Origin of the sequence: Anoxybacillus suryakundensis, assembly GCF_001418025.1 — a bacterium.
Lineage (GTDB): Bacteria > Bacillota > Bacilli > Bacillales > Anoxybacillaceae > Anoxybacillus > Anoxybacillus tengchongensis.
Genome location: NZ_LIOK01000007.1, coordinates 71,736 through 93,961, shown reverse-complemented (window position 1 = coordinate 93,961; position 22,226 = coordinate 71,736). Strand labels below are relative to the sequence as shown.

At 41.7% G+C, this 22,226-nt stretch carries 23 protein-coding genes; all 23 read left to right on the top strand.

The window, feature by feature from the left end; genetic code table 11:
* Positions 1-10: 10 nt before the first annotated feature.
* The 23 genes from ASC42_RS06890 to ASC42_RS06780 all read left to right on the top strand — a co-directional run bounded on the left by ASC42_RS06890 (position 11) and on the right by ASC42_RS06780 (position 22,222).
* Complete coding sequence (locus ASC42_RS06890; protein ID WP_055441128.1) at positions 11-1,081, top strand: protein-glutamate methylesterase/protein-glutamine glutaminase; 1,071 nt, start codon at positions 11-13, stop codon at positions 1,079-1,081.
* 14 nt (positions 1,082-1,095) lie between these two features.
* On the top strand, positions 1,096-3,102 hold the full coding sequence (locus ASC42_RS06885; RefSeq protein ID WP_055441127.1) for a chemotaxis protein CheA: 2,007 nt from the start codon (positions 1,096-1,098) through the stop codon (positions 3,100-3,102).
* Positions 3,103-3,127: 25 nt separating this feature from the next.
* On the top strand, positions 3,128-3,559 hold the full coding sequence (locus ASC42_RS06880) for a chemotaxis protein CheW (RefSeq protein ID WP_055441126.1): 432 nt from the start codon (positions 3,128-3,130) through the stop codon (positions 3,557-3,559).
* Between the two features lie 7 nt (positions 3,560-3,566).
* Positions 3,567-4,202: a chemotaxis protein CheC gene (locus ASC42_RS06875; RefSeq protein ID WP_055441125.1), complete on the top strand. Its 636-nt coding sequence runs from the start codon at positions 3,567-3,569 to the stop codon at positions 4,200-4,202.
* A complete protein-coding gene (locus ASC42_RS06870; RefSeq protein WP_055441195.1) occupies positions 4,195-4,695 on the top strand; it encodes a chemotaxis protein CheD in 501 nt (166 codons plus the stop codon). Before ASC42_RS06875 ends, ASC42_RS06870 begins: the two co-directional genes overlap by 8 nt.
* Positions 4,695-5,009, top strand: coding sequence for a hypothetical protein (locus tag ASC42_RS06865; protein ID WP_055441124.1), 315 nt, complete (start codon positions 4,695-4,697; stop codon positions 5,007-5,009). Before ASC42_RS06870 ends, ASC42_RS06865 begins: the two co-directional genes overlap by 1 nt.
* 21 nt (positions 5,010-5,030) lie before the next feature.
* On the top strand, positions 5,031-5,762 hold the full coding sequence (locus ASC42_RS06860; protein ID WP_425339070.1) for a FliA/WhiG family RNA polymerase sigma factor: 732 nt from the start codon (positions 5,031-5,033) through the stop codon (positions 5,760-5,762).
* 40 nt (positions 5,763-5,802) lie between these two features.
* Complete coding sequence (locus ASC42_RS06855; RefSeq protein ID WP_055441122.1) at positions 5,803-6,060, top strand: hypothetical protein; 258 nt, start codon at positions 5,803-5,805, stop codon at positions 6,058-6,060.
* A 10-nt stretch (positions 6,061-6,070) separates the two neighbouring features.
* On the top strand, positions 6,071-6,514 hold the full coding sequence (locus tag ASC42_RS06850; RefSeq protein WP_032099798.1) for a DUF6115 domain-containing protein: 444 nt from the start codon (positions 6,071-6,073) through the stop codon (positions 6,512-6,514).
* Positions 6,515-6,653: 139 nt separating this feature from the next.
* Positions 6,654-7,361, top strand: a complete 708-nt coding sequence (gene rpsB / locus ASC42_RS06845) for a 30S ribosomal protein S2 (protein ID WP_032099697.1) — start codon at positions 6,654-6,656, stop codon at positions 7,359-7,361.
* Positions 7,362-7,491: 130 nt separating this feature from the next.
* Positions 7,492-8,373, top strand: a complete 882-nt coding sequence (gene tsf, locus ASC42_RS06840) for a translation elongation factor Ts (RefSeq protein WP_032099696.1) — start codon at positions 7,492-7,494, stop codon at positions 8,371-8,373.
* Positions 8,374-8,435: 62 nt separating this feature from the next.
* Entirely contained in the window at positions 8,436-9,158 is a 723-nt protein-coding gene (gene pyrH, locus ASC42_RS06835) for a UMP kinase (RefSeq protein WP_004891026.1), read from the top strand.
* A 1-nt stretch (position 9,159) separates the two neighbouring features.
* Positions 9,160-9,711, top strand: coding sequence for a ribosome recycling factor (frr, locus tag ASC42_RS06830; protein ID WP_055441121.1), 552 nt, complete (start codon positions 9,160-9,162; stop codon positions 9,709-9,711).
* Positions 9,712-9,804: 93 nt separating this feature from the next.
* On the top strand, positions 9,805-10,569 hold the full coding sequence (locus ASC42_RS06825) for an undecaprenyl pyrophosphate synthase (RefSeq protein WP_055441120.1): 765 nt from the start codon (positions 9,805-9,807) through the stop codon (positions 10,567-10,569).
* Positions 10,570-10,575: 6 nt separating this feature from the next.
* Complete coding sequence (locus tag ASC42_RS06820) at positions 10,576-11,343, top strand: phosphatidate cytidylyltransferase (RefSeq protein WP_055441119.1); 768 nt, start codon at positions 10,576-10,578, stop codon at positions 11,341-11,343.
* A 15-nt stretch (positions 11,344-11,358) separates the two neighbouring features.
* Entirely contained in the window at positions 11,359-12,504 is a 1,146-nt protein-coding gene (dxr, locus tag ASC42_RS06815) for a 1-deoxy-D-xylulose-5-phosphate reductoisomerase (RefSeq protein WP_072242691.1), read from the top strand.
* Between the two features lie 15 nt (positions 12,505-12,519).
* The gene (gene rseP / locus ASC42_RS06810; RefSeq protein ID WP_055441118.1) at positions 12,520-13,776 is read left to right on the top strand and encodes an RIP metalloprotease RseP; all 1,257 of its coding nucleotides are present in this window, start codon (positions 12,520-12,522) and stop codon (positions 13,774-13,776) included.
* A 29-nt stretch (positions 13,777-13,805) separates the two neighbouring features.
* Positions 13,806-15,500, top strand: coding sequence for a proline--tRNA ligase (locus tag ASC42_RS06805; RefSeq protein WP_055441117.1), 1,695 nt, complete (start codon positions 13,806-13,808; stop codon positions 15,498-15,500).
* 104 nt (positions 15,501-15,604) lie between these two features.
* Positions 15,605-19,897 carry a PolC-type DNA polymerase III gene (locus ASC42_RS06800; protein ID WP_055441116.1) on the top strand — a complete coding sequence of 1,431 codons (4,293 nt, stop codon included), beginning with the start codon at positions 15,605-15,607 and terminating at the stop codon, positions 19,895-19,897.
* Positions 19,898-20,045: 148 nt separating this feature from the next.
* A complete protein-coding gene (rimP, locus tag ASC42_RS06795) occupies positions 20,046-20,516 on the top strand; it encodes a ribosome maturation factor RimP (protein WP_032099687.1) in 471 nt (156 codons plus the stop codon).
* Positions 20,517-20,543: 27 nt separating this feature from the next.
* Entirely contained in the window at positions 20,544-21,647 is a 1,104-nt protein-coding gene (gene nusA, locus ASC42_RS06790; RefSeq protein ID WP_006322329.1) for a transcription termination factor NusA, read from the top strand.
* 1 nt (position 21,648) lies between these two features.
* Positions 21,649-21,933 carry an RNase P modulator RnpM gene (gene rnpM, locus ASC42_RS06785; protein ID WP_009732926.1) on the top strand — a complete coding sequence of 95 codons (285 nt, stop codon included), beginning with the start codon at positions 21,649-21,651 and terminating at the stop codon, positions 21,931-21,933.
* On the top strand, positions 21,923-22,222 hold the full coding sequence (locus tag ASC42_RS06780) for a YlxQ family RNA-binding protein (protein WP_055441115.1): 300 nt from the start codon (positions 21,923-21,925) through the stop codon (positions 22,220-22,222). The genes rnpM and ASC42_RS06780 overlap by 11 nt, the downstream gene beginning before the upstream one ends.
* Positions 22,223-22,226 lie beyond the last annotated feature (4 nt).

Sequence of the window (22,226 nt, the reverse complement as noted above, 5' to 3'; positions counted from 1 at the left end):
TATCATCGCTGTGAAGAAAGCAAAAGTGCTCGTCGTTGATGACTCTGCTTTTATGCGAAAATTAATTAGTGATTTTTTGTCCGAACATCCGCGGTTGCACGTTGTCGGTACAGCACGTGACGGACAAGAAGCGTTACAAAAAATTGAGCAATTCAATCCGGATGTCGTGACGCTAGATGTTGAGATGCCTGTCATGAACGGGCTTGAAACGTTAAAGCATATAATGCAAAAACGACCTCTTCCTGTCGTTATGATCTCAAGCACGACGACAGAAGGGGCAGAAAATACGATTTTAGCGTTGCAATATGGGGCGGTTGACTTTATTGCGAAGCCTTCCGGAGCGATCTCGCTAGATTTATATAAAATTAAAGATAAAATGATCGAAAAAGTTCTTTTGGCAAGCGAAGCGAATTTACGAACGGTGAAAACAAAACAAAAAATGTCTATGTTGCCACAAAAGCAATATAGTAAAATAGAGGTAAGTGAACGACAAAATGTAAGTGGAAAGAAAAAAATCATCGCGATCGGTACATCAACAGGTGGACCGCGTGCGCTTCAACACGTATTAACAAAATTTCCAGCAACGATTGACGCACCGATTTTAGTTGTTCAACATATGCCAAAAGGGTTTACAAAGTCGTTAGCGACCCGACTTGATTCATTATGTCACATTCGCGTCAAAGAGGCAGAGGATGGTGAAATTATTCAAAAGGGGACAGCGTATATCGCACCAGGAGGAAAACACTTACATGTGAAACGTGTAGGGATGTCGCTAGCCATCCACTTGGATGAAGCAGCACCGCGCAATGGTCATCGACCTTCTGTTGACGTGATGTTTGAATCGCTAAGCGCCTTAACAGATTACGAGAAAATCGCTGTTATTATGACAGGCATGGGTTCAGACGGTACAGCAGGATTAAAACAATTAAAGTCTTCGGGTAAGACGTTTGTCATTGCAGAATCTGCCGAATCTTCCGTTGTATTCGGCATGCCTAAGTCAGCCATTGCTGCAAACGTTGTTGATGAGATCGTTCACGTGGACGATATTGCTGAAGCGGTAATGAAACACGTACAAGTTTGAGGGGGATAGGAACAATGGACATGAGTCAATACCTCGAAGTGTTTATTGATGAAAGTAAAGAGCATTTACAAACAATTAACGAGCAACTGCTAGAACTTGAAAAAAATCCAGACGATGTGTCGATCGTTAATGAAATTTTCCGCTCCGCCCATACGTTAAAAGGAATGTCAGCAACGATGGGATTTGAGGACTTAGCCAATTTAACACATCAAATGGAAAATGTACTTGATGCGATTCGTAATGGGAAAATTGCGGTGACGCCTGAACTGCTTGACGTCATTTTTCGCGCTGTTGACGATTTAGAAGCGATGGTCGTTTCCATTGCAGAAGGTGGAGATGGAAAACGTGACGTTACAGAAGTTGTTGCGCAGTTAAAGCAAATTGAAAAAGGAGAAGTCGTTGTAGCACAAAAAAGCACCCCAACATATGAACAAACATACGATGAGTTTGAATACACGATTTTAAAACAGTCAGCTGAACAAGGGTTCCACAGTTATGAGGTTGCAATTAAACTGCGCTCTGACTGTTTATTAAAAGCTGCCCGCGTATTTATGATTTTTGAAGTGATTGAACAAATCGGTGAAGTGATCAAGTCTGTTCCGACCGTTGAAATGCTTGAGGCCGAACAGTTTGACGATCAATTTGTTGTGACGGTAGTGACAAAAGTATCACAAGATGAGTTACAAAAGCGCATTATGAAAGTATCTGAAGTAGAAGAAGTAAACGTCCAACCGGTTGATTTACATAGACCTGTTGCGCAGGAAAATGCCCACGAAAAACCGGTGGAACAAAAAGAAGAGCCGAAAACAGTGGAACAAGTCGCGGAGAAAAAACAAGAAGGACAAGAAGAAAAAGCGACTGGAAAGCAAGTAAGCAACAAAACGATTCGCGTCAATATTGAGCGCCTTGATGTATTAATGAACTTATTTGAAGAACTTGTCATTGATCGCGGCCGACTAGAACAAATTTCGCGTGAGTTAAACAACCCTGAATTACACGAAACAGTTGAACGGATGTCGCGCATTTCGGGAGACTTGCAAAACATTATTTTAAATATGCGCATGGTACCTGTTGAAACGGTATTTAACCGCTTTCCGCGAATGGTTCGTCAATTAGCTCGCGATTTAGGGAAGAAAATTAATCTTGAAATTATCGGAGCAGAAACGGAGCTCGATCGCACAGTAATTGATGAAATTGGCGACCCGCTCGTTCACTTGTTGCGCAATGCTATCGATCATGGCATTGAAACGCCAGATGTGCGCCGAGAGAAAGGAAAACCGGAAGAAGGAACAGTCAAGCTCAAAGCATATCATAGCGGCAATCATGTATTTATTGAAATCGAAGACGACGGTGCGGGCATTAGTCGTGAAAAAGTGCTGAAAAAAGCCATTAGTAAAGGCATTATCTCGGAACAAAACGCAGCCAATTTAACAGACAAACAAGTATATGAACTTATTTTTGCTTCAGGTTTTTCAACAGCGGATAAAGTATCTGACATTTCAGGACGCGGTGTCGGATTAGATGTTGTAAAAAGTACGATTGAATCGCTTGGTGGATCAGTATCCATTGACTCGGAAGAAGGGGTCGGTTCGGTCTTTTCGATTCAGCTACCGCTTACACTATCTATTATCTCAGTTATGTTAGTTGAAATTCAAAATGAAAAATATGCGATTCCGTTGTCATCGATTATCGAGACAGCCATTGTGAAAAAAGAAGATATTTTACATGCCCATAATCAAAAAGTGATTGATTTTCGTGGGAAAGTTGTACCGCTTTTATTCTTAAGAGATATTTTTGAAGTGCCGGTCATCAAGGAAGAAGACGATTTCTTATCGGTCGTCATTGTGCGTAAAGGTGAGAAAATGGCTGGACTTGTCGTCGATTCATTTATTGGTCAACAAGAAGTGGTGTTAAAATCGCTTGGCAACTACTTAACGTCCGTATTTGCTATTTCTGGGGCAACCATTTTAGGTGACGGACAAGTTGCGCTCATTATTGACTGCAATGCGTTAATTAAGTAGGAGCAAGCGAGAGGGGGAATTTAATGTGGCTGAACTGAAAGTGATTATTTTTCAACTAAAAGACGAAGAATACGCAATTCCAGTCCAACAAGTGCGCTCGATTGAAAAAATTCAACATATTACACGCGTTCCTCGCGTTCCGAAATATGTTAAGGGCGTCATTAATTTGCGTGGAGTCGTTACACCGATTATTGATTTACGCATGCGGTTTGGGTTAGAAGAAGCGACATTTTCCGACCATACGCGCGTCATTATCGTTGCGCTTGATGATATGGAAGTTGGTTTAATTGTTGATGCGGCAAACGATGTCGTTGATATTTCAACGGACGCCATTGAACCGCCGCCAGAAGTAGTTGATGCAACAACAGCGGATTATATTAATGGTGTCGTAAAAATTGGAAAGCGTCTATTTATTTTATTAAACTTAGAAAAAGTATTAAAAACAGAGAAAGGATAAATCGTCCATGTCATATTTTGAACGGATGGATGCCGTCCATATGGACATACTAAAAGAGATTGGCAATATCGGTGCGGGCCATGCAGCAACGGCGTTATCAAAACTGTTAAATAAAAGAATTGAAATGACGATTCCTGATGTGCGCATCATTTCTTTTGACGAAATGATGGACATTGTCGGGGGAGCTGACAATGTCGTTGCTGCTGTTTTTTTGCGTATTGAAGGAGATGCACCTGGCAATATGTTTTTTGTACTATCGATTGAGCAGGCGGAACGATTTATTCAACAAATGACTGGCGACGAACAGTTTAAATTAGAACAAGATTGTTCAGAGCTATCGTTATCTGCATTGCAAGAGCTGGGCAACATTTTAGCCGGTTCGTATTTATCATCTTTATCGGACTTTACCAATTTAAATTTACATCCATCTGTTCCGGCGCTCAGCATTGATATGATCGGTGCAATTCTAAGCTATGGATTAATTGAAATGTCGCGCGTCGGTGATCATGTCATCGTCGTTGATACAGCAATTCACGAGGAACATCAGCCGGATGATCGCGTCAATGGCCACTTTTTCTTACTTCCTGACCCTGAATCATTTCATATCATCTTTCGAGCTTTAGGTGTGGAACATGATGAGTGAAATTGTTCAAGTGGTGAAAGTCGGGATTGCTGACATGAATATTGTCAAGGCACCGCATGTCATTCGCACATGTGGGCTTGGCTCGTGCGTTGGTGTGGTCGTATATGATTTAACAAAAGAAGTGGCCGGGATGGCGCATGTGATGTTACCTGATTCATCGTTAGCAAAATCCGAAAACATGAATGTGGCGAAATATGCCGACACCGCGATTGAGGAGCTGATCCGGCGCGTCATTGAGGCAGGAGGACGAAACGGTCATTTGAAAGCAAAAATGGCTGGTGGTGCACAAATGTTTCAGTTTCGCACAGGGACGACGGATATGATGCGTATCGGACCGCGCAACGTTGAGGCTGTTCGCCAGCAGCTTCAACGCTTTCGCATTCCGATTGTTGCTGAAGATGTCGGAGGAAGTAGCGGACGGACGATTGAATTTCATCCGAAAACAGGTATATTGCTCATTCGAACAGTAAATCAAGGGGTACGGGAAATGTAATGGCTGGTACATGGAAATTTAACATTGGCTTTGCTTTATTCGGCTGTATGATCGCCTTTTTTTCTTCACTATTGCAAAATAGCATATGGACATCTACAATACGGGCTTTCATTGCCTTTGTTGTTTTCTTTGTTTTCGCATTTATTGTTCGCTGGATGATCGGATTTATCCAAAGAGATGAATCAGCATCGAACGTTTCGTTTGTGCAACGGAATGACACCGAAGTTGAGCAGATGATTGAAGACTTAAGCGAAGAAGAGCAACAAAAAGTAGCCGAGTATATTCGTCAATTATTGAGTCACGAAGAGAAATAGTAGCTTAGGGGGGATGATATATTGTGCTGGCAAAAGTGGATTGATGCTCGCGATCGCGAGGCGGGCAACCAACTGATTGAAAAGTATATGCCACTTGTCGATTATCACGTACAACGTATGGCTTCATCCCTTCCGAAAAGCGTGAAAAAAGAAGATTTGAAAAGTTTAGCGTTACTCGGTTTATACGATGCGCTAGAAAAATTCGATCCTTCGCGTGATTTAAAGTTTGACACGTATGCTTCATTTCGTATTCGTGGCGCCATTTTAGATGGTTTGCGCAAAGAAGATTGGCTTCCCCGAAGCGTACGAGAAAAAGCGAAGAAAATTGAAGCGACAATCGAGCAGTTACAACAACTGCATATGCGTGACGTTAGTGCCAAAGAAGTGGCTCACGCGTTAAATATATCAGAAGACGAAGTATACGCAGTCATGAATGAGCAGTTTTTCGCGAATGTTTTATCGCTTGATGAGCGACCATTTGACGATGACGATGATCAATCATCGTTTACGATACGTGATGACCGATCGCCATCGCCTGAAGAGCACATATTGCGAGAAGAACAAATTGCTCAACTAGCAAATGTCATACAACAATTGAATGAAAAAGAACAGTTAGTCATTAGTTTGTTTTACAGAGAGGAACTGACGTTTACAGAAATCGGGCATATTATGGGACTGTCGACGTCACGGATTTCCCAAATTCACGCCAAAGCTTTATTTAAAATGCGCAAACTGATTGAGCAAGCGATATGACAGTCCTTCATCAAACAACTTTTATGAAGGAAGTGAAACAATGAGCTTAAAGTTAGTCGAGTTACAAGTAGCGTTGCCGAAAACGCATGAGCTCGGGAAGTGGCAAGAACATATGCAACAGTATGGACAGCTTGCTCAGCAACAGCTTGCAACAGAAATGAAAAAACAAGACGAGCGTATTCGGCAGCAAGTGACGAAAGCCGAACAAAGCGAACGTTCTAAATGGAAAAAGCAATCTGAGAAGAAAGAAAAAAGCAAACACCCTTACAAAGGAACGCATATTGATTTTACCGGATAAGAGGGATGATATGACAACGTTTTTATGGTTTGTTAGCTTCGTGTTGCATGGTATTTCTCTCTTTCTTATCATCCTTTTATCTTTAAAATGGATGAAAATTAAAGAGACGGAAAGAGAGCAAGCGGAGCTTATTCGCGAAATGGAAACGATGATGACAACATATTTAATGCAGTTCAAAGAAGAAAATGAACGATTTGTTAAACAAATTACATCATCGACTATTCGCCAACATTCTCGTTCATTGCGAAAAGAACAAATGTCTCCTCCGGTTGAGCATGTTGTTGACCGCATCGAGTTATCGTCAACTGCGCCAAAGGAAGAGCAATCGCTTGAATCGCTTGTTTCAGAAGCATTAAAGCTTCAACAACAAGGAAGAACGATCGATGAGATTGCGAAGACGCTCAAACGTGGCAAAACAGAAATGGAGCTTTTGCTTAAATTTCACCAAAAGTAGTTGAATGTGCTTTTTAATTATGATATAGTTCTATTTGGTGTGAATACACACGCTCATCGATTTAAGCAACGGTGCTGCCTTACAGTCTTGCTTAAAAATGACGTGAGCGGAGGAAAAAAACCGTATAGGAGGATGAAAGATGTCTGTCATTTCAATGAAACAATTGCTTGAAGCAGGGGTTCACTTCGGGCATCAAACACGTCGCTGGAACCCGAAAATGAAAAAGTACATTTTCACTGAGCGCAATGGTATTTATATCATTGACTTACAAAAAACAGTGAAAAAAGTAGAAGAAGCGTATAACTTCGTCAAAGAACTTGCGGAAAACGGTGGTAAAATTTTATTCGTCGGTACGAAAAAACAAGCGCAAGATTCTGTGAAAGAAGAAGCAGAACGCTCTGGCATGTTCTACGTGAACCAACGTTGGTTAGGTGGAACGTTAACAAACTTTGCAACTATTCAAAAACGTATTAAACGCTTAAAAGAAATCGAAAGAATGGCTGAAGATGGCACATTCGATGTATTGCCTAAAAAAGAAGTGGTAAAACTAAAGAAAGAGTTAGAGCGTCTTGAAAAGTTTTTAGGCGGTATTAAAGAAATGAAAGAATTGCCAGATGCATTATTTGTCATCGACCCACGCAAAGAGCGCATTGCCGTTGCAGAAGCTCGTAAATTAAACATTCCGATCATCGGAATCGTGGATACAAACTGTGATCCAGACGAAATCGACTACGTCATTCCTGCGAACGACGATGCGATTCGCGCTGTGAAACTTCTTACATCTAAAATTGCTGATGCGATTTTAGAAGCAAAACAAGGCGAAGAAGCCGTTGTCACAGCTGAGTAAGCATGTGAAAGGTGATAAGAGGGGGGAGCCTTTTATCACCTTTTTTTAAGAAAATCGGGCATAATAAGCATACGAACCGTTTCGGTTTGTGTACATACGATTTGGCACATAAAAAAGGAGGATGTTTCATATGGCAATTACTGCTCAAATGGTAAAAGAATTGCGCGAAAAAACTGGCGCAGGAATGATGGACTGCAAAAAAGCGTTAACAGAAACAAACGGTGATATGGAAAAAGCGATCGACTGGCTTCGTGAAAAAGGAATGGCGAAGGCAGCGAAAAAAGCAGATCGCATTGCAGCTGAAGGAACAACATTAATTGAAGTTGATGGAAATACAGCTGTCATTTTAGAAGTAAACTCTGAAACAGACTTCGTTGCGAAAAACGAAGGGTTTAAAACATTAGTAAAAGAATTAGCAGATCATTTATTAAAACATAAGCCTGCAACAGTAGAAGAAGCGTTGCAACAAAAAATGGACAACGGTGCGACAGTAGAAGAACATATTAACGCAGCGATCGCTAAAATTGGCGAAAAAATTACGTTACGTCGCTTTGCAGTTGTAGAAAAAGATAATAATGCAGCGTTCGGTGCATATTTACACATGGGTGGTCGCATTGCCGTATTAACAGTATTAGAAGGTACAACAAATAGCGACATTGCAAAAGATGTAGCGATGCACATTGCTGCGATTAATCCAAAATACGTCTCTCGCGATGAAGTATCCGCGGAAGAAATCGCTCGTGAGCGCGAAGTGTTAAAACAACAAGCATTGAATGAAGGAAAACCAGAAAATATCGTTGAAAAAATGGTTGAAGGCCGCTTAGGCAAATTCTTTGAAGACATTTGCTTACTTGAGCAAAGCTTTGTAAAAAATCCAGACGTCAAAGTACGCCAATTTGTAGAATCTAATGGTGCGACTGTAAAAAGCTTCATCCGTTACGAAGTAGGCGAAGGTATTGAAAAGCGTCAAGATAACTTCGCTGAAGAAGTTATGAGCCAAGTTCGTAAGTAATGAATACAAATAGGGAACACATATGTGTTCCCTATTTTTAGAGAACGGTATGGAGGTTTACAATGAAAAGCCCAAAATATAAACGTGTCGTTTTAAAATTAAGCGGTGAAGCGTTAGCTGGTGATCAAGGATTTGGCATTAATCCGTCTGTCATTAAATCCATTGCGCAACAAGTAAAAGAGGTAGCAGAACTTGGAGTTGAAGTGGCGGTCGTTGTTGGCGGTGGGAATATTTGGCGCGGTAAAATCGGCAGTGAAATGGGAATGGATCGTGCCACAGCCGATTATATGGGCATGCTAGCAACAGTAATGAACTCGCTTGCTTTGCAAGACAGCCTAGAGCAACTTGGTGTGCAAACGCGCGTGCAAACGTCTATTGAAATGCGTCAAGTGGCAGAGCCTTACATTCGTCGAAGAGCGATTCGTCACTTAGAGAAAAAACGTGTCGTCATTTTTGCAGCAGGAACAGGGAATCCGTACTTCTCGACAGATACGACAGCCGCGCTTCGTGCTGCAGAAATTGAAGCGGATGTCATTTTAATGGCGAAAAACAACGTAGATGGTGTATATAGCGCTGATCCAAAAGTAGACAAAAATGCAGTAAAGTACGATGAACTATCCTACTTGGATGTAATCAAACAAGGATTAGGTGTCATGGATTCCACCGCTTCATCGTTATGTATGGATAACGATATTCCACTTATTGTTTTCTCCATTATGGAAGAAGGAAATATTAAACGTGCCGTATTAGGCGAAAATATTGGAACAATTGTAAGGGGGAAATAAGATGCAAGTATTAACGAACGCGAAAGAAAAAATGGATAAAGCAGTTCAAGCTTTTTCGCGTGAACTCACAACAATTCGCGCAGGTCGTGCAAATCCAGCGTTGCTAGAAAAAATTACAGTAGATTACTACGGCATGCCGACACCAATTATTCAGTTAGCAGGCATTCAAGTGCCAGAAGCGCGCCTTCTTGTTATTCAGCCGTATGACAAATCTGTATTGAAGGAAATTGAAAAAGCTATTTTAGCATCTGATTTAGGATTAACGCCTTCAAACGACGGTTCAGTCATTCGTATTTCCATTCCGCCACTAACGGAAGAGCGCCGTCGTGAGCTTGTAAAGTTAGTAAAAAAATATGCTGAAGAAGCGAAAGTCGCTGTGCGCAACATTCGTCGCGATGCAAACGATGAGTTGAAAAAGCTAGAGAAAAATGGCGAAATTACAGAAGACGAGTTGCGTGGCTATACAGAAGACATTCAAAAATTAACAGACGATCATATCGCAAAAATTGATGTGATCACGAAAGAAAAAGAGAAAGAAGTAATGGAAGTATAAGTCCCTCTATGTTTATAGAGGGTTTTTTGTTATAATTACGAAATAGGGCGCACAGCCTAATCATGTTGGATCAAAGCTGGAGGACACGCGCTTATGTTTGAAAAGATGAAAAGATGGAAAAACAAAGAAGAAGGATATGAGAAAGAAACAATTTTACAAGGACCGATTCCTGCGCATGTGGCAATCATCATGGACGGGAACGGACGATGGGCGAAAAAACGCGCGTTGCCACGTATGGCTGGACATTATGAGGGCATGCAAACGGTACGGAAAATCACGCGCTTTGCGAACGAACTCGGTGTGAACGTGTTAACGTTATACGCGTTTTCAACAGAAAATTGGAAACGACCGAAAACGGAAGTCGATTATTTAATGCAGTTGCCTGAGCAGTTTTTGAATACATTTTTGCCAGAGTTAATCGCAGAAAACGTACAAGTACGCGTCATGGGACATAAAGATCAACTACCTTTACATACGTTACGTGCAGTCGATAAAGCAATCGAAGAGACAAAACAAAATACGGGCTTAATTTTAAATTTTGCGTTAAACTACGGAAGTCGTGCGGAAATTGTGTATGCCGTTCAAAAGCTTGTTGATGATGTGCAAAATGGAATGATTCAAGCAAGCGATGTGAATGAAGAGATGTTCCATTCATATTTAATGACAAACGATTTACCAGATCCCGATTTACTCATTCGCACAAGCGGAGAGATTCGTTTAAGTAATTTCATGCTTTGGCAATTGGCTTATACAGAATTTTGGTTTACAGACGTATTATGGCCAGACTTCACAGAACAACATTTTTTACAGGCGGTATATGAATTTCAACAACGAAGCCGCCGGTTTGGAGGCGTATAATTTCGTATGAAACAAAGAATCGTGACAGCAGTGATTGCAGCTTCAGTCTTTTTACCGATCGTCATATATGGCAGATGGCCATTTTTAGTGTTAACGTATATACTAGCTACGGTTGGCTTATTTGAGCTTATTCGCATGAAACGCATATCGCTTTTTTCGTTCCCGAGCATTGTTAGTTTTCTTACATTATGGCTCTTTTTATATCCATATGAACATATGATAAATATATGGATCCTCGTCGTTGGGCTCTTTTTGTTGCTCATTTATACGGTCATATCAAAAAATGCATTTACATTTGATGATGTAGCATTTATGATTGTCGCTGTCTTATATGTAGGGGTTGGTTTTTATTCTTTTGTTCAAGTGCGTGAAGCCGGTTTGTCGTACATTTTTTATGCGCTTTTTTTAATTTGGGCAACGGATAGCGGAGCGTACTTTGTTGGTCGTGCGTTCGGAAAACGAAAGCTATGGGAGCATATTAGCCCAAACAAAACAGTGGAAGGTGCTATTGGTGGGGTTTTGTGTGCCCTTGTTGTCGTGAGCGTGTATGAGTGGCTATCGCCATTTGCACCGTCTTTCCTCATGTTACTCATTGCGACGGTCATTTTATCCGTTTTCGGACAGCTTGGTGATTTAGTGGAATCGGCATTTAAACGTCACTATGGAGTAAAGGATTCAGGAGCTATTTTGCCAGGACATGGTGGCATTTTAGATCGCTTCGATAGTTTGTTATTTGTTTTGCCAATTTTGCATTTGTTTTACCTTATTGCGTAAAAAGGAGTGGGGCTTTTGCGAGCAATTAGTTTATTAGGAGCGACGGGCTCAATCGGCATGCAAACGTTAGATGTGATTCGCGCCCATCCCGATGCGTTTCGTCTCGTCGCTTTTTCCGCTGGGCGAAATATAGAGCAAGCTCGACATATTATTGAGCAATTTTCACCGAAAGTCGTATGTATTGCTCACAAAGAAGATGCACATATGCTACAAAGCGAATATATAGGGCGAGTGCGCATCGTTTCCGGCGAAGATGGTCTCGTTGAAGTAGCAACGGTTCAAGAAGCAGACATTGTCGTCAATGCGGTTGTCGGAAGCGTTGGATTAGTACCTACGTTACGAGCGATTGAGGCGAAAAAAACGATTGCGTTAGCAAATAAAGAAACGTTAGTTACCGCAGGTCATCTTGTCATGAAACACGCTGCTGACTACGGCGTAACCATTTTGCCTGTCGATAGTGAGCATTCTGCTATCTTTCAATGCTTGCAAGGAGAGCGACAAAAAAATATTGAGTGTATTATTTTAACGGCATCTGGTGGTAGTTTTCGCGATCGGACTCGCGAACAACTACAACACGTCACCGTGGAAGAAGCGTTGAAACACCCGAATTGGTCGATGGGAGCAAAAATTACAATCGATTCTGCAACGATGATGAACAAAGGACTCGAAGTGATCGAAGCACACTGGTTATTCCAATTACCGTATGAACAAATTGACGTCCTTTTACATAAAGAAAGCATTATTCATTCGATGGTACAATTTCATGATGGAAGTGTCATTGCTCAACTCGGAACGCCAGATATGCGCGTACCGATTCAATATGCATTAACATATCCTGACCGTTTTCCGCTACATATTGAGCGACTGAACTTAGCACAAGTAGCCACGTTGCATTTTCAAAAAGTGGACATGAACCGGTTTCGTTGTTTACAATTTGCTTATGAAGCTGGAAAGATAGGCGGGACGATGCCAACGGTATTAAACGCCGCCAATGAAGAAGCGGTGGCGGCCTTTTTAGCTGGACGAATATCGTTTCTAGCGATTGAACAATGCATTGAAAAAGCGATGGAGCGACACGTACCGATTGCTCATCCGAACCTTGAGACGATTCGTGCAGTCGATCTTGAAACGAGACGATATGTAAAATCACTACACATGTAAAAGGTGGTTGAAACTTTGGAGACGGTTATTGCTTTTCTTATTATTTTTGGTGCGCTTGTGTTTTTTCATGAATTAGGCCACTTTATTTTCGCTAAGCGGGCAGGTATTTTATGCCGCGAGTTTGCAATTGGATTTGGTCCAAAAGTGTTTTCGATGAAAAAAGGGGAAACGACGTACACCATTCGTCTACTTCCACTTGGCGGTTTTGTGCGCATGGCTGGCGAAGACCCTGAGATGATTGACGTTAAGCGCGGGCAAGTTGTCGGTTTATTGTTTCATTCAGACGGTAAAGTGAAGAAAGTAATCGTCAATCATAAAGATGAATATGAAGATGCGAAAATCATCGAGGTGGAACGTGCAGACTTTGAACGTGGGCTATATATTGAAGGTTACGAGAATGAGGATGATCGTTTACAACGCTTTGAGCTAAGCGATCCAGCGTACATCGTTATTGATCGCGAAGAAGTACAAATAGCACCGTATGATCGTCAATTCGGTTCAAAAACGCTCGGACAGCGGGCAATGGCTATTTTCGCTGGTCCGCTAATGAATTTCATCTTAGCGCTTGTCATCTTTATTGTTATTGGGCTATTACAAGGTTACCCTGTCGATAAACCGATTGTTGGTGAATTGACAGAAGACGGTGCTGCGCGTCAAGCAGGATTGAAACAAGGTGATATTGTCATTTCGATTGACGGACAGCCGATGTCTTCATGGACAGATGTTGTTACAATGATTCGAAAAAGCCCAGAAAAACCGCTCCAATTTCAAGTGAAGCGCAACGGCCAAATGATCGATCTCACTGTTACACCAGAAAAGAAAACGATAGAAGGGGAGACGATCGGGCTGATCGGTGTATATGGACCGATGGAAAAATCGGTTGTTGGGGCGATCAAACAAGGAGCGCTAGAAACGTACTATTGGACAAAAGAAATTATCGTTGGTCTAGGTCATTTATTGACGGGGAAATTTTCATTTGATATGCTATCTGGACCTGTAGGCATTGCCGTTTCCACACATAAAGTCGCTCAATCTGGCGTGTATTACTTAATGAAATGGGGAGCTATTTTAAGCATTAACCTAGGGATTATCAACTTACTTCCGCTTCCGGCGCTTGATGGGGGACGCTTAACGTTTTTTGCGATTGAGGCGTTGCGTGGAAAGCCAATTGATCGCCAAAAAGAAGGAATTGTGCATTTTATCGGTTTTGCCCTTCTAATGTTGCTTATGCTTGTTGTTACGTGGAATGATATTCAAAAATTTTTCCTATAAATCAATGAAGTAAGAGGTGCTAAAAAAAGATGAAACAAAGTATGTCGTTTATTCCTACATTGCGTGAAGTGCCAGCAGATGCAGAAATTAAAAGTCATCAACTGCTGCTTCGCGCTGGTTTCATTCGCCAAAACGCGAGTGGAGTATATAGCTTTTTACCACTTGGTAAACGTGTATTACAAAAAATTGAAGCGATCATTCGTGAAGAAATGGATCGTGCAGGTGCTATCGAACTGTTCATGCCAGCGCTACAACAAGCAGAGCTATGGCAAGAGTCAGGTCGCTGGTATTCATATGGACCAGAATTAATGCGTTTAAAAGATCGCCATGATCGCGACTTTGCGCTCGGTGCAACACATGAAGAAGTTATTACGGCACTTGTTCGCGATGAAGTGAAATCGTACAAACGTTTGCCACTTACGCTTTACCAAATTCAAACAAAGTTTCGTGATGAAAAACGCCCGCGTTTCGGTTTGCTTCGTGGCCGTGAGTTTATTATGAAAGATGCGTATTCGTTCCATGCTTCACAAGAAAGTTTAGATGAAGTATACAATAAAATGTACGAAGCTTATGCCAATGTGTTCCGTCGTTGCGGATTAAATTTCCGCGCTGTCATTGCTGATTCTGGCGCCATGGGCGGAAAAGATACGCATGAATTTATGGTTTTATCCGATGTCGGAGAAGATACAATTGCATACTCAGATTGTTCTGATTATGCAGCGAATATCGAAATGGCGCCAGTCATTACGACGTATGAGCGAAGCGATGAACCGCATGCCCCGCTTGAAAAAGTGCATACACCGGAACAACGTTCGATTGAAGAAGTAAGTCAATTTCTGCAAGTACCAAAAGAAAAATGTATCAAGTCGTTATTATTTAAAGTAGACGATCGCTATGTACTTGTTCTTGCACGTGGCGACCATGAAGTGAATGATGTGAAAGTAAAAAATATATTAGAAGCAACGGTTGCGGAATTAGCAACGCCAGAAGAAACAAAACAAGTGATGAACTGTGAAGTTGGTTCGCTTGGTCCAATTGGTGTGAGCGACGACGTACTTGTTTTAGCGGATCATGCAGTAAAAGCGATTGTCAACGGTGTATGCGGAGCCAATGAAGCACACTATCATTATAAAGGGGTTAACCCAGATCGTGATTTTGTTGCGCAATATGCGGACGTTCGTTTCATTCAAGAAGGGGATCCGTCGCCAGATGGAAAAGGAGCGATTCGTTTTGCGCGTGGCATTGAAGTTGGTCACGTATTTAAACTAGGAACACGTTATAGCGAAGCGATGAATGCAACGTATTTAGATGAAAATGGACGCATGCAACCGATGATTATGGGATGTTATGGCATCGGCGTATCTCGTACGCTTGCAGCCATCGCTGAACAATATAACGATGAGCATGGGCTTATTTGGCCAACAGCTGTTGCCCCGTTCCATGTGCATCTTATTTCTGTCAATCCGAAAGTGGACGAGCAACGAAAACTCGCAGATGAATGGTACATCCGTTTGCAACAAGAAGGGTTTGAAGTGTTGTATGATGATCGTGCCGAGCGCCCAGGTGTGAAATTCGCTGACAGCGATTTAATCGGTTTACCTGTACGCGTCACGATTGGAAAGCGGGCGAGCGAAGGAATAGTTGAAGTAAAAGTTCGCAAAACAGGCGAAACAGAAGAAGTACATGTGTCGCAATTAGTTGAAACGTTGCGCCGTTACTTATAAGCGATAAGAGGGGTCTTCCCCTCTTTCTGTCGTCTATCACCCCCAAACGATGGAGAAATAAAGAAAGGGAGGTGCACCGTTACATCTTTTTGTAACGAACAACGATGAGAGAAGAACAAAAAGAAAGATTTTCTATTTTGTTGCAACAGCTACAACTGTCTTCGTCTAATATTGCGAATGACTTAGCACATGGACAGATTAACAAAGTAGTTGTCGATAAAAGAACGAAATGTTGGCATTTTTATTTTCAATTTCCAGCGATTTTACGGGCGGATGTATATGCGGAATTTCGTAAACGATTAATCGAACAGTTTCGTCACATCGCTCATGTGCAATGCACGATTGAAGCGGAAGATCAAACGTTTACCGACGAAGACGTCATATCGTATTGGCCGATGTTTGTGGAAACGATTCAACAAAGCTCGCCTCTTCTTTCACTAATGACACAGCAGCAACCGCACGTCAAAGGAACGAAAGTAATTGTCCAAGCACGCAATGAAGCAGAAGCGATTGCTTTAAAAAAGCGATTTGCAGAAATATTTGCTGAGACGTACGCTTCGTTTGGCTTCCCATATTTACAATTAGAAGCAGACGTGAAACACGATGAACAACAGTTTGAACAATTTTTAGCACAAAAACAAAAAGAAGATGAGGAGCGAGCGCTAGCTGCGTTTATCGAAGCGATGCCGAAACAAGAACAGGCTAACGTAACCGAAGAAAGCGGTCCGCTTGTGATTGGCTATCAAATTAAAGATGAGGAACATATTCGTTCGCTCGATCAAATTGTAGAAGAAGAACGTCGTGTCGTTGTGCAAGGATACGTGTTTGATGCTGAAGCAAAAGAGCTAAAAAGCGGACGAACATTATTGACGTTAAAAATGACAGACTATACAAACTCTATTCTTGTAAAAATGTTTTCACGCGATAAAGAAGATGCAGAATTAATGCAACGTGTAAAAAAAGGTATGTGGGTGAAAGTACGCGGCAGCGTACAAAACGACACATTCGTTCGCGATCTTGTGCTTATTGCAAATGACTTAAATGAAGTGAAACCAAAAGAGCGTCAAGATACAGCCGAAGAAAAGCGTGTAGAGTTGCACGTTCACACACAAATGAGTCAAATGGATGCGGTTGCTTCGATTACAACGCTCGTCGAACAAGCAAAAAAATGGGGACATGAAGCAATTGCCGTTACGGATCATGCTGTTGTTCAATCTTTCCCAGAAGCGTATAGTGCAGGAAAAAAATACGGTGTAAAAATTTTATATGGACTAGAGGCAAATATTGTCGATGATGGCGTACCGATTGCTTATAATGAAGCGCATCGCCGGCTCATGGACGATACGTTTGTCGTATTTGACGTGGAAACGACAGGGCTTTCCGCTGTATATGACACGATCATTGAGTTAGCAGCAGTAAAAGTGAAAAACGGAGAAATTATCGACCGTTTTGAATCGTTTGCTAACCCGCATCATCCGCTTTCAGCGACGACAATTGAACTAACGAAGATTACAGATGATATGTTAAAGGACGCACCAGACGTTGAAGAAGTATTGGAAAAGTTTTACCATTGGGTCGACAATTGTGTGCTTGTTGCTCATAATGCGACGTTTGATATTGGTTTTTTAAATGCAGGATTTAAAAAAATCAATCGTGGCAAAGTAACAAATCCGGTCATTGATACATTAGAGCTTGCTCGCTACCTATATCCCGAGCTAAAAAACCATCGCTTAAATACGCTTTGTAAAAAGTTTAATATTGAATTAACCCAACACCATCGTGCTATTTATGATGCAGAAGCGACAGGGTATTTGCTTATTCATTTATTAAAAGAACTTGATGAAAAAGGAATCCAATATCTTGATCAGCTAAACGAAGCATCAAAAGAGCAAGGAGCGTTTCAACGATCTCGCCCGTTTCATGCTACGTTGCTTGTACAAAATGAAGTCGGGTTAAAAAATTTATTTAAGCTCGTATCATTTTCACACGTGAACTATTTTTATCGCGTTCCACGCATTCCTCGTTCAGTGTTACAACAACATCGCGAAGGTATTTTAGTCGGATCAGGGTGCGAGAAAGGTGAGTTATTTGAGGCGATGATGCAAAAAGGAATCGAAGAAGCAGAGGCGATTGCCCCGTTTTATGATTTCCTTGAAGTGCATCCGCCAGAAGTGTACGCCCCGCTTATTGAAATGGAATATGTACGCGATGAAGAAGCGCTAAAAGAAATTATTACAAACATTGTGCAGCTTGGCGAACGGCTCGGCATTCCGGTTGTCGCCACAGGAAACGTGCATTATATCAATAAAGAAGATAAAATTTATCGCAAAATTTTAATTCACTCACAATCTGGTAGTAATCCGTTAAATCGTCATGAACTCCCAAATGTTCACTTCCGTACAACAAACGAAATGTTAGAAGCATTTTCGTTTCTCGGTGAACAAAAAGCAAAAGACATTGTTATTACAAATACAAGAAAAATTGCCGATCTCATTGGAGACGTGAAACCAATTAAAGATGAGTTATACACACCGAGAATTGAGGGAGCGGACGAAGAAATTCGTCGAATGAGTTACGAACGGGCAAAGAGCATTTATGGTGACCCACTTCCAGACATCGTTGAAAAACGGTTAGAAAAAGAATTGAAGAGCATCATTGGTCACGGCTTTGCGGTCATTTATTTAATCTCTCATAAACTCGTAAAAAAATCGCTTGATGACGGTTATCTTGTCGGTTCGCGCGGTTCAGTTGGCTCATCATTTGTTGCGACGATGACTGAGATCACAGAGGTGAATCCGCTCCCACCGCATTACGTTTGCCCGAACTGTAAACATTCCGAGTTTTTCGATGATGGTTCGGTCGGCTCGGGATTTGACTTACCAGATAAAGACTGTCCAAAATGTGGTACGCGGTATAATAAAGATGGTCACGATATTCCGTTCGAGACGTTTTTAGGGTTTAAAGGTGATAAAGTTCCAGATATTGACTTAAACTTTTCGGGCGAGTATCAACCGCGGGCGCATAACTATACGAAAGTGCTATTTGGCGAAGATAACGTATATCGTGCTGGAACGATTGGTACTGTTGCTGACAAAACGGCGTACGGATTTGTCAAAGGGTATATAAGTGATAAAAACCTTCATGTACGTGCAGCAGAAATAGATCGTTTAGCAGCCGGATGTACGGGAGTGAAACGAACGACAGGGCAACATCCCGGAGGCATTATCGTTGTTCCAGATTACATGGATATTTATGATTTTACACCGATTCAATATCCAGCTGACGATATAGAAGCGGAATGGCGGACGACGCACTTTGACTTCCACTCTATTCACGACAATTTATTAAAACTCGATATTCTCGGACACGATGATCCGACAGTCATCCGGATGTTACAAGATTTAAGTGGAATTGATCCAAAGACGATTCCGACCGATGATCCCGAAGTGATGAAAATTTTTAGTAGTACGGAGTCGCTTGGGGTGACACCTGAACAAATTATGTGTAATACAGGAACGCTCGGTATCCCAGAGTTTGGTACGCGCTTCGTTCGCCAAATGTTAGAAGAAACAAAGCCAAAAACGTTTTCAGAGCTCGTGCAAATTTCAGGCTTATCGCACGGAACGGACGTTTGGCTCGGCAATGCGCAAGAGCTTATTCAAAGCGGAACGTGTACGCTATCAGAAGTGATCGGCTGTCGCGACGACATTATGGTGTATTTAATTTACCGCGGTTTAGAGCCGTCATTAGCATTTAAAATTATGGAGTCCGTTCGTAAAGGAAAAGGATTGACGCCAGAATTTGAAGAAGAAATGCGCAAACATGATGTGCCAGAATGGTATATCGAATCATGTAAAAAAATTAAATACATGTTCCCGAAAGCGCACGCAGCGGCCTATGTTCTTATGGCGGTACGCATTGCGTACTTTAAAGTACATCACCCGCTTCTTTATTACGCATCGTATTTTACCGTACGTGCAGAAGACTTTGATTTAGACGCCATGATTCAAGGATCTGCGGCGATTCGTAAACGCATTGAGGAAATTCAGTCAAAAGGGCTTGATGCGTCTGCGAAAGAGAAAAACTTGTTAACCGTACTTGAAATCGCGCTAGAAATGTGCGAACGGGGCTTTTCATTTAAAAATATTGATTTGTACCGTTCACAAGCAACGGAGTTCATTATTGACGGCAATTCCCTTATTCCACCGTTTAATGCGATTCCGGGACTTGGGACAAACGTTGCCCTCAGCATTGTGCGTGCTCGTGAGGAAGGCGAGTTTTTATCGAAAGAAGATTTACAACAACGTGGCAAAGTATCGAAAACGATTTTAGAATATCTTGAAAGTCGGGGTTGCTTACAGTCGCTACCCGATCACAATCAATTGTCGCTATTTTGAATGAGTTGCAATTTTTTTGCCAATATGTTATAGTTCTAGTGGAAATGGTAAAGATAATGCACACAAAGAGTGGGGAGACCCACTCTTTCGTATTGATTTGAGATTCCTTGCCGTTGCAAGGGATTTTCTTGCAGTTAGGAGGACCAATATGAAAAAAGTCACACACATCGTCGAGGAGCTCGTCACCCCGATTGTCACACATATGGGATTAGAACTTGTCGATATTGAATACGTGAAAGAGGGTAAAAATTGGTTTTTGCGTATTTTTATTGATTCACCAACAGGTGTTGATATCGATCAATGCGGTGTCGTAAGTGAACAGTTAAGTGAAAAACTCGATGAAATTGATCCTATACCGCACAATTACTTTTTAGAAGTATCATCACCAGGGGCAGAGCGTCCACTTAAAAAGGCGAAAGACTTCGAACGCGCCGTCGGAAAAAACGTTTACGTCAAAACGTATGAGCCAGTCGACGGTCAAAAAGAGTTTGAAGGATTGTTAACTGCATTTGATGGGCAAACCGTGACGGTAGAAGTGAAAGTGAAAACAAAGAAAAAAACAATCACGATTCCATATGAAAAAATAGCTAGTGCACGGCTAGCTGTCATTTTTTCTTAATTCACATTAAAGGGGGACGACCGGTTCATGAATACAGAGTTGTTAGATGCTTTAACGGCGCTTGAGCGCGATAAAGGCATTAGTAAAGAAGTGTTAATTGAAGCGATAGAGGCAGCGATTGTGTCCGCTTATAAGCGCAACTTTAATCAAGCGCAAAACGTTCGTGTTGACTTTAATCAAGAAACGGGAACCATTCGCGTATTTGCTCGTAAAGAAGTCGTAGATGAGGTGTATGATTCACGTTTAGAAATTTCGCTTGACGAAGCGAAGCGAATCAATCCGAACTATCAAGTAGGAGATGTTGTTGAAATTGAAGTGACACCGAAAAATTTCGGACGCATCGCTGCCCAAACAGCGAAGCAAGTCGTCACGCAGCGCGTCCGCGAAGCAGAACGAGGTGTCATTTATGCTGAATTTGTTGATCGTGAAGAAGACATTATGACAGGCATTGTACAGCGGACAGACTCAAAATTTATTTACGTCAGTCTTGGTAAAATTGAAGCGTTGCTTCCGGTCAGCGAACAAATGCCGAATGAGACATATAAACCACATGATCGCATTAAAGTGTACATTACAAAGGTAGAAAAAACGACAAAAGGGCCACAAATTTACGTATCGCGCACGCATCCAGGACTATTAAAACGATTGTTTGAATTAGAAGTGCCGGAAATTTATGACGGGACAGTCGAAATTAAGTCCGTTGCACGCGAAGCGGGAGATCGCTCAAAAATCTCTGTTCATTCTGATAATCCAGAGGTCGATCCGGTTGGTGCATGCGTTGGACCAAAAGGACAACGAGTACAAGCGATTGTAAACGAGCTAAAAGGCGAAAAAATCGATATCGTTCGTTGGTCTGCGGATCCGGTTGAATTTGTAGCCAATGCGCTAAGTCCATCTAAAGTGCTTGACGTCATCGTTAACGAAGAAGAAAAAGCGACAACGGTCATTGTACCGGATTATCAACTATCGCTTGCTATTGGAAAACGTGGGCAAAATGCTCGTTTAGCGGCGAAATTAACAAATTGGAAAATTGATATTAAAAGTCAATCTGAAGCGGAGCAACTAGGTATTTACCCTCGTTCTTCATCATCGTTCCAAGTTGACGAAGAGGAGATTAGTGAGGTGGAATAATATGCCGAAAAAAATCCCGATGCGCAAATGTGTTGTTACAGGGGAAATGAAGCCAAAGAAAGAGCTTATTCGCATCGTTCGTTCGAAAGAAGGAGATGTGTCGATTGACCCGACGGGAAAAAAAGCAGGGCGTGGTGCGTACATCACGTTGAGTAAAGAATGTATTTTACTTGCCAAAAAGAAAAATACGCTTGCGCATCATTTAAAAGCGACCATTGACGATTCCATTTACGAACAGTTGTTGCAGCTTGCTGAGAAGGAGAACGGAGAAACAAATGAATCATAAACCGTGGGCTTCTTTTCTCGGACTAGCGAATCGGGCGCGTAAAGTCATTTCGGGAGAAGAGCTTGTTGTAAAAGAAATTCAGCGTAAACGCGTGAAGCTTGTCATTTTATCGGAAGATGCGTCAGAAAACACGAGAAAAAAAATTTCCGATAAATGTTCGTTTTATCGCGTTCCGCTTTATTACGTGGACAGTCGTCATGAATTAGGTGGGGCGATTGGAAAAGGAGCACGTGTTGTTGTAGCGATTACGGATGAAGGATTCGCACAAAAGTTGAAAACGATGCTCTAACATT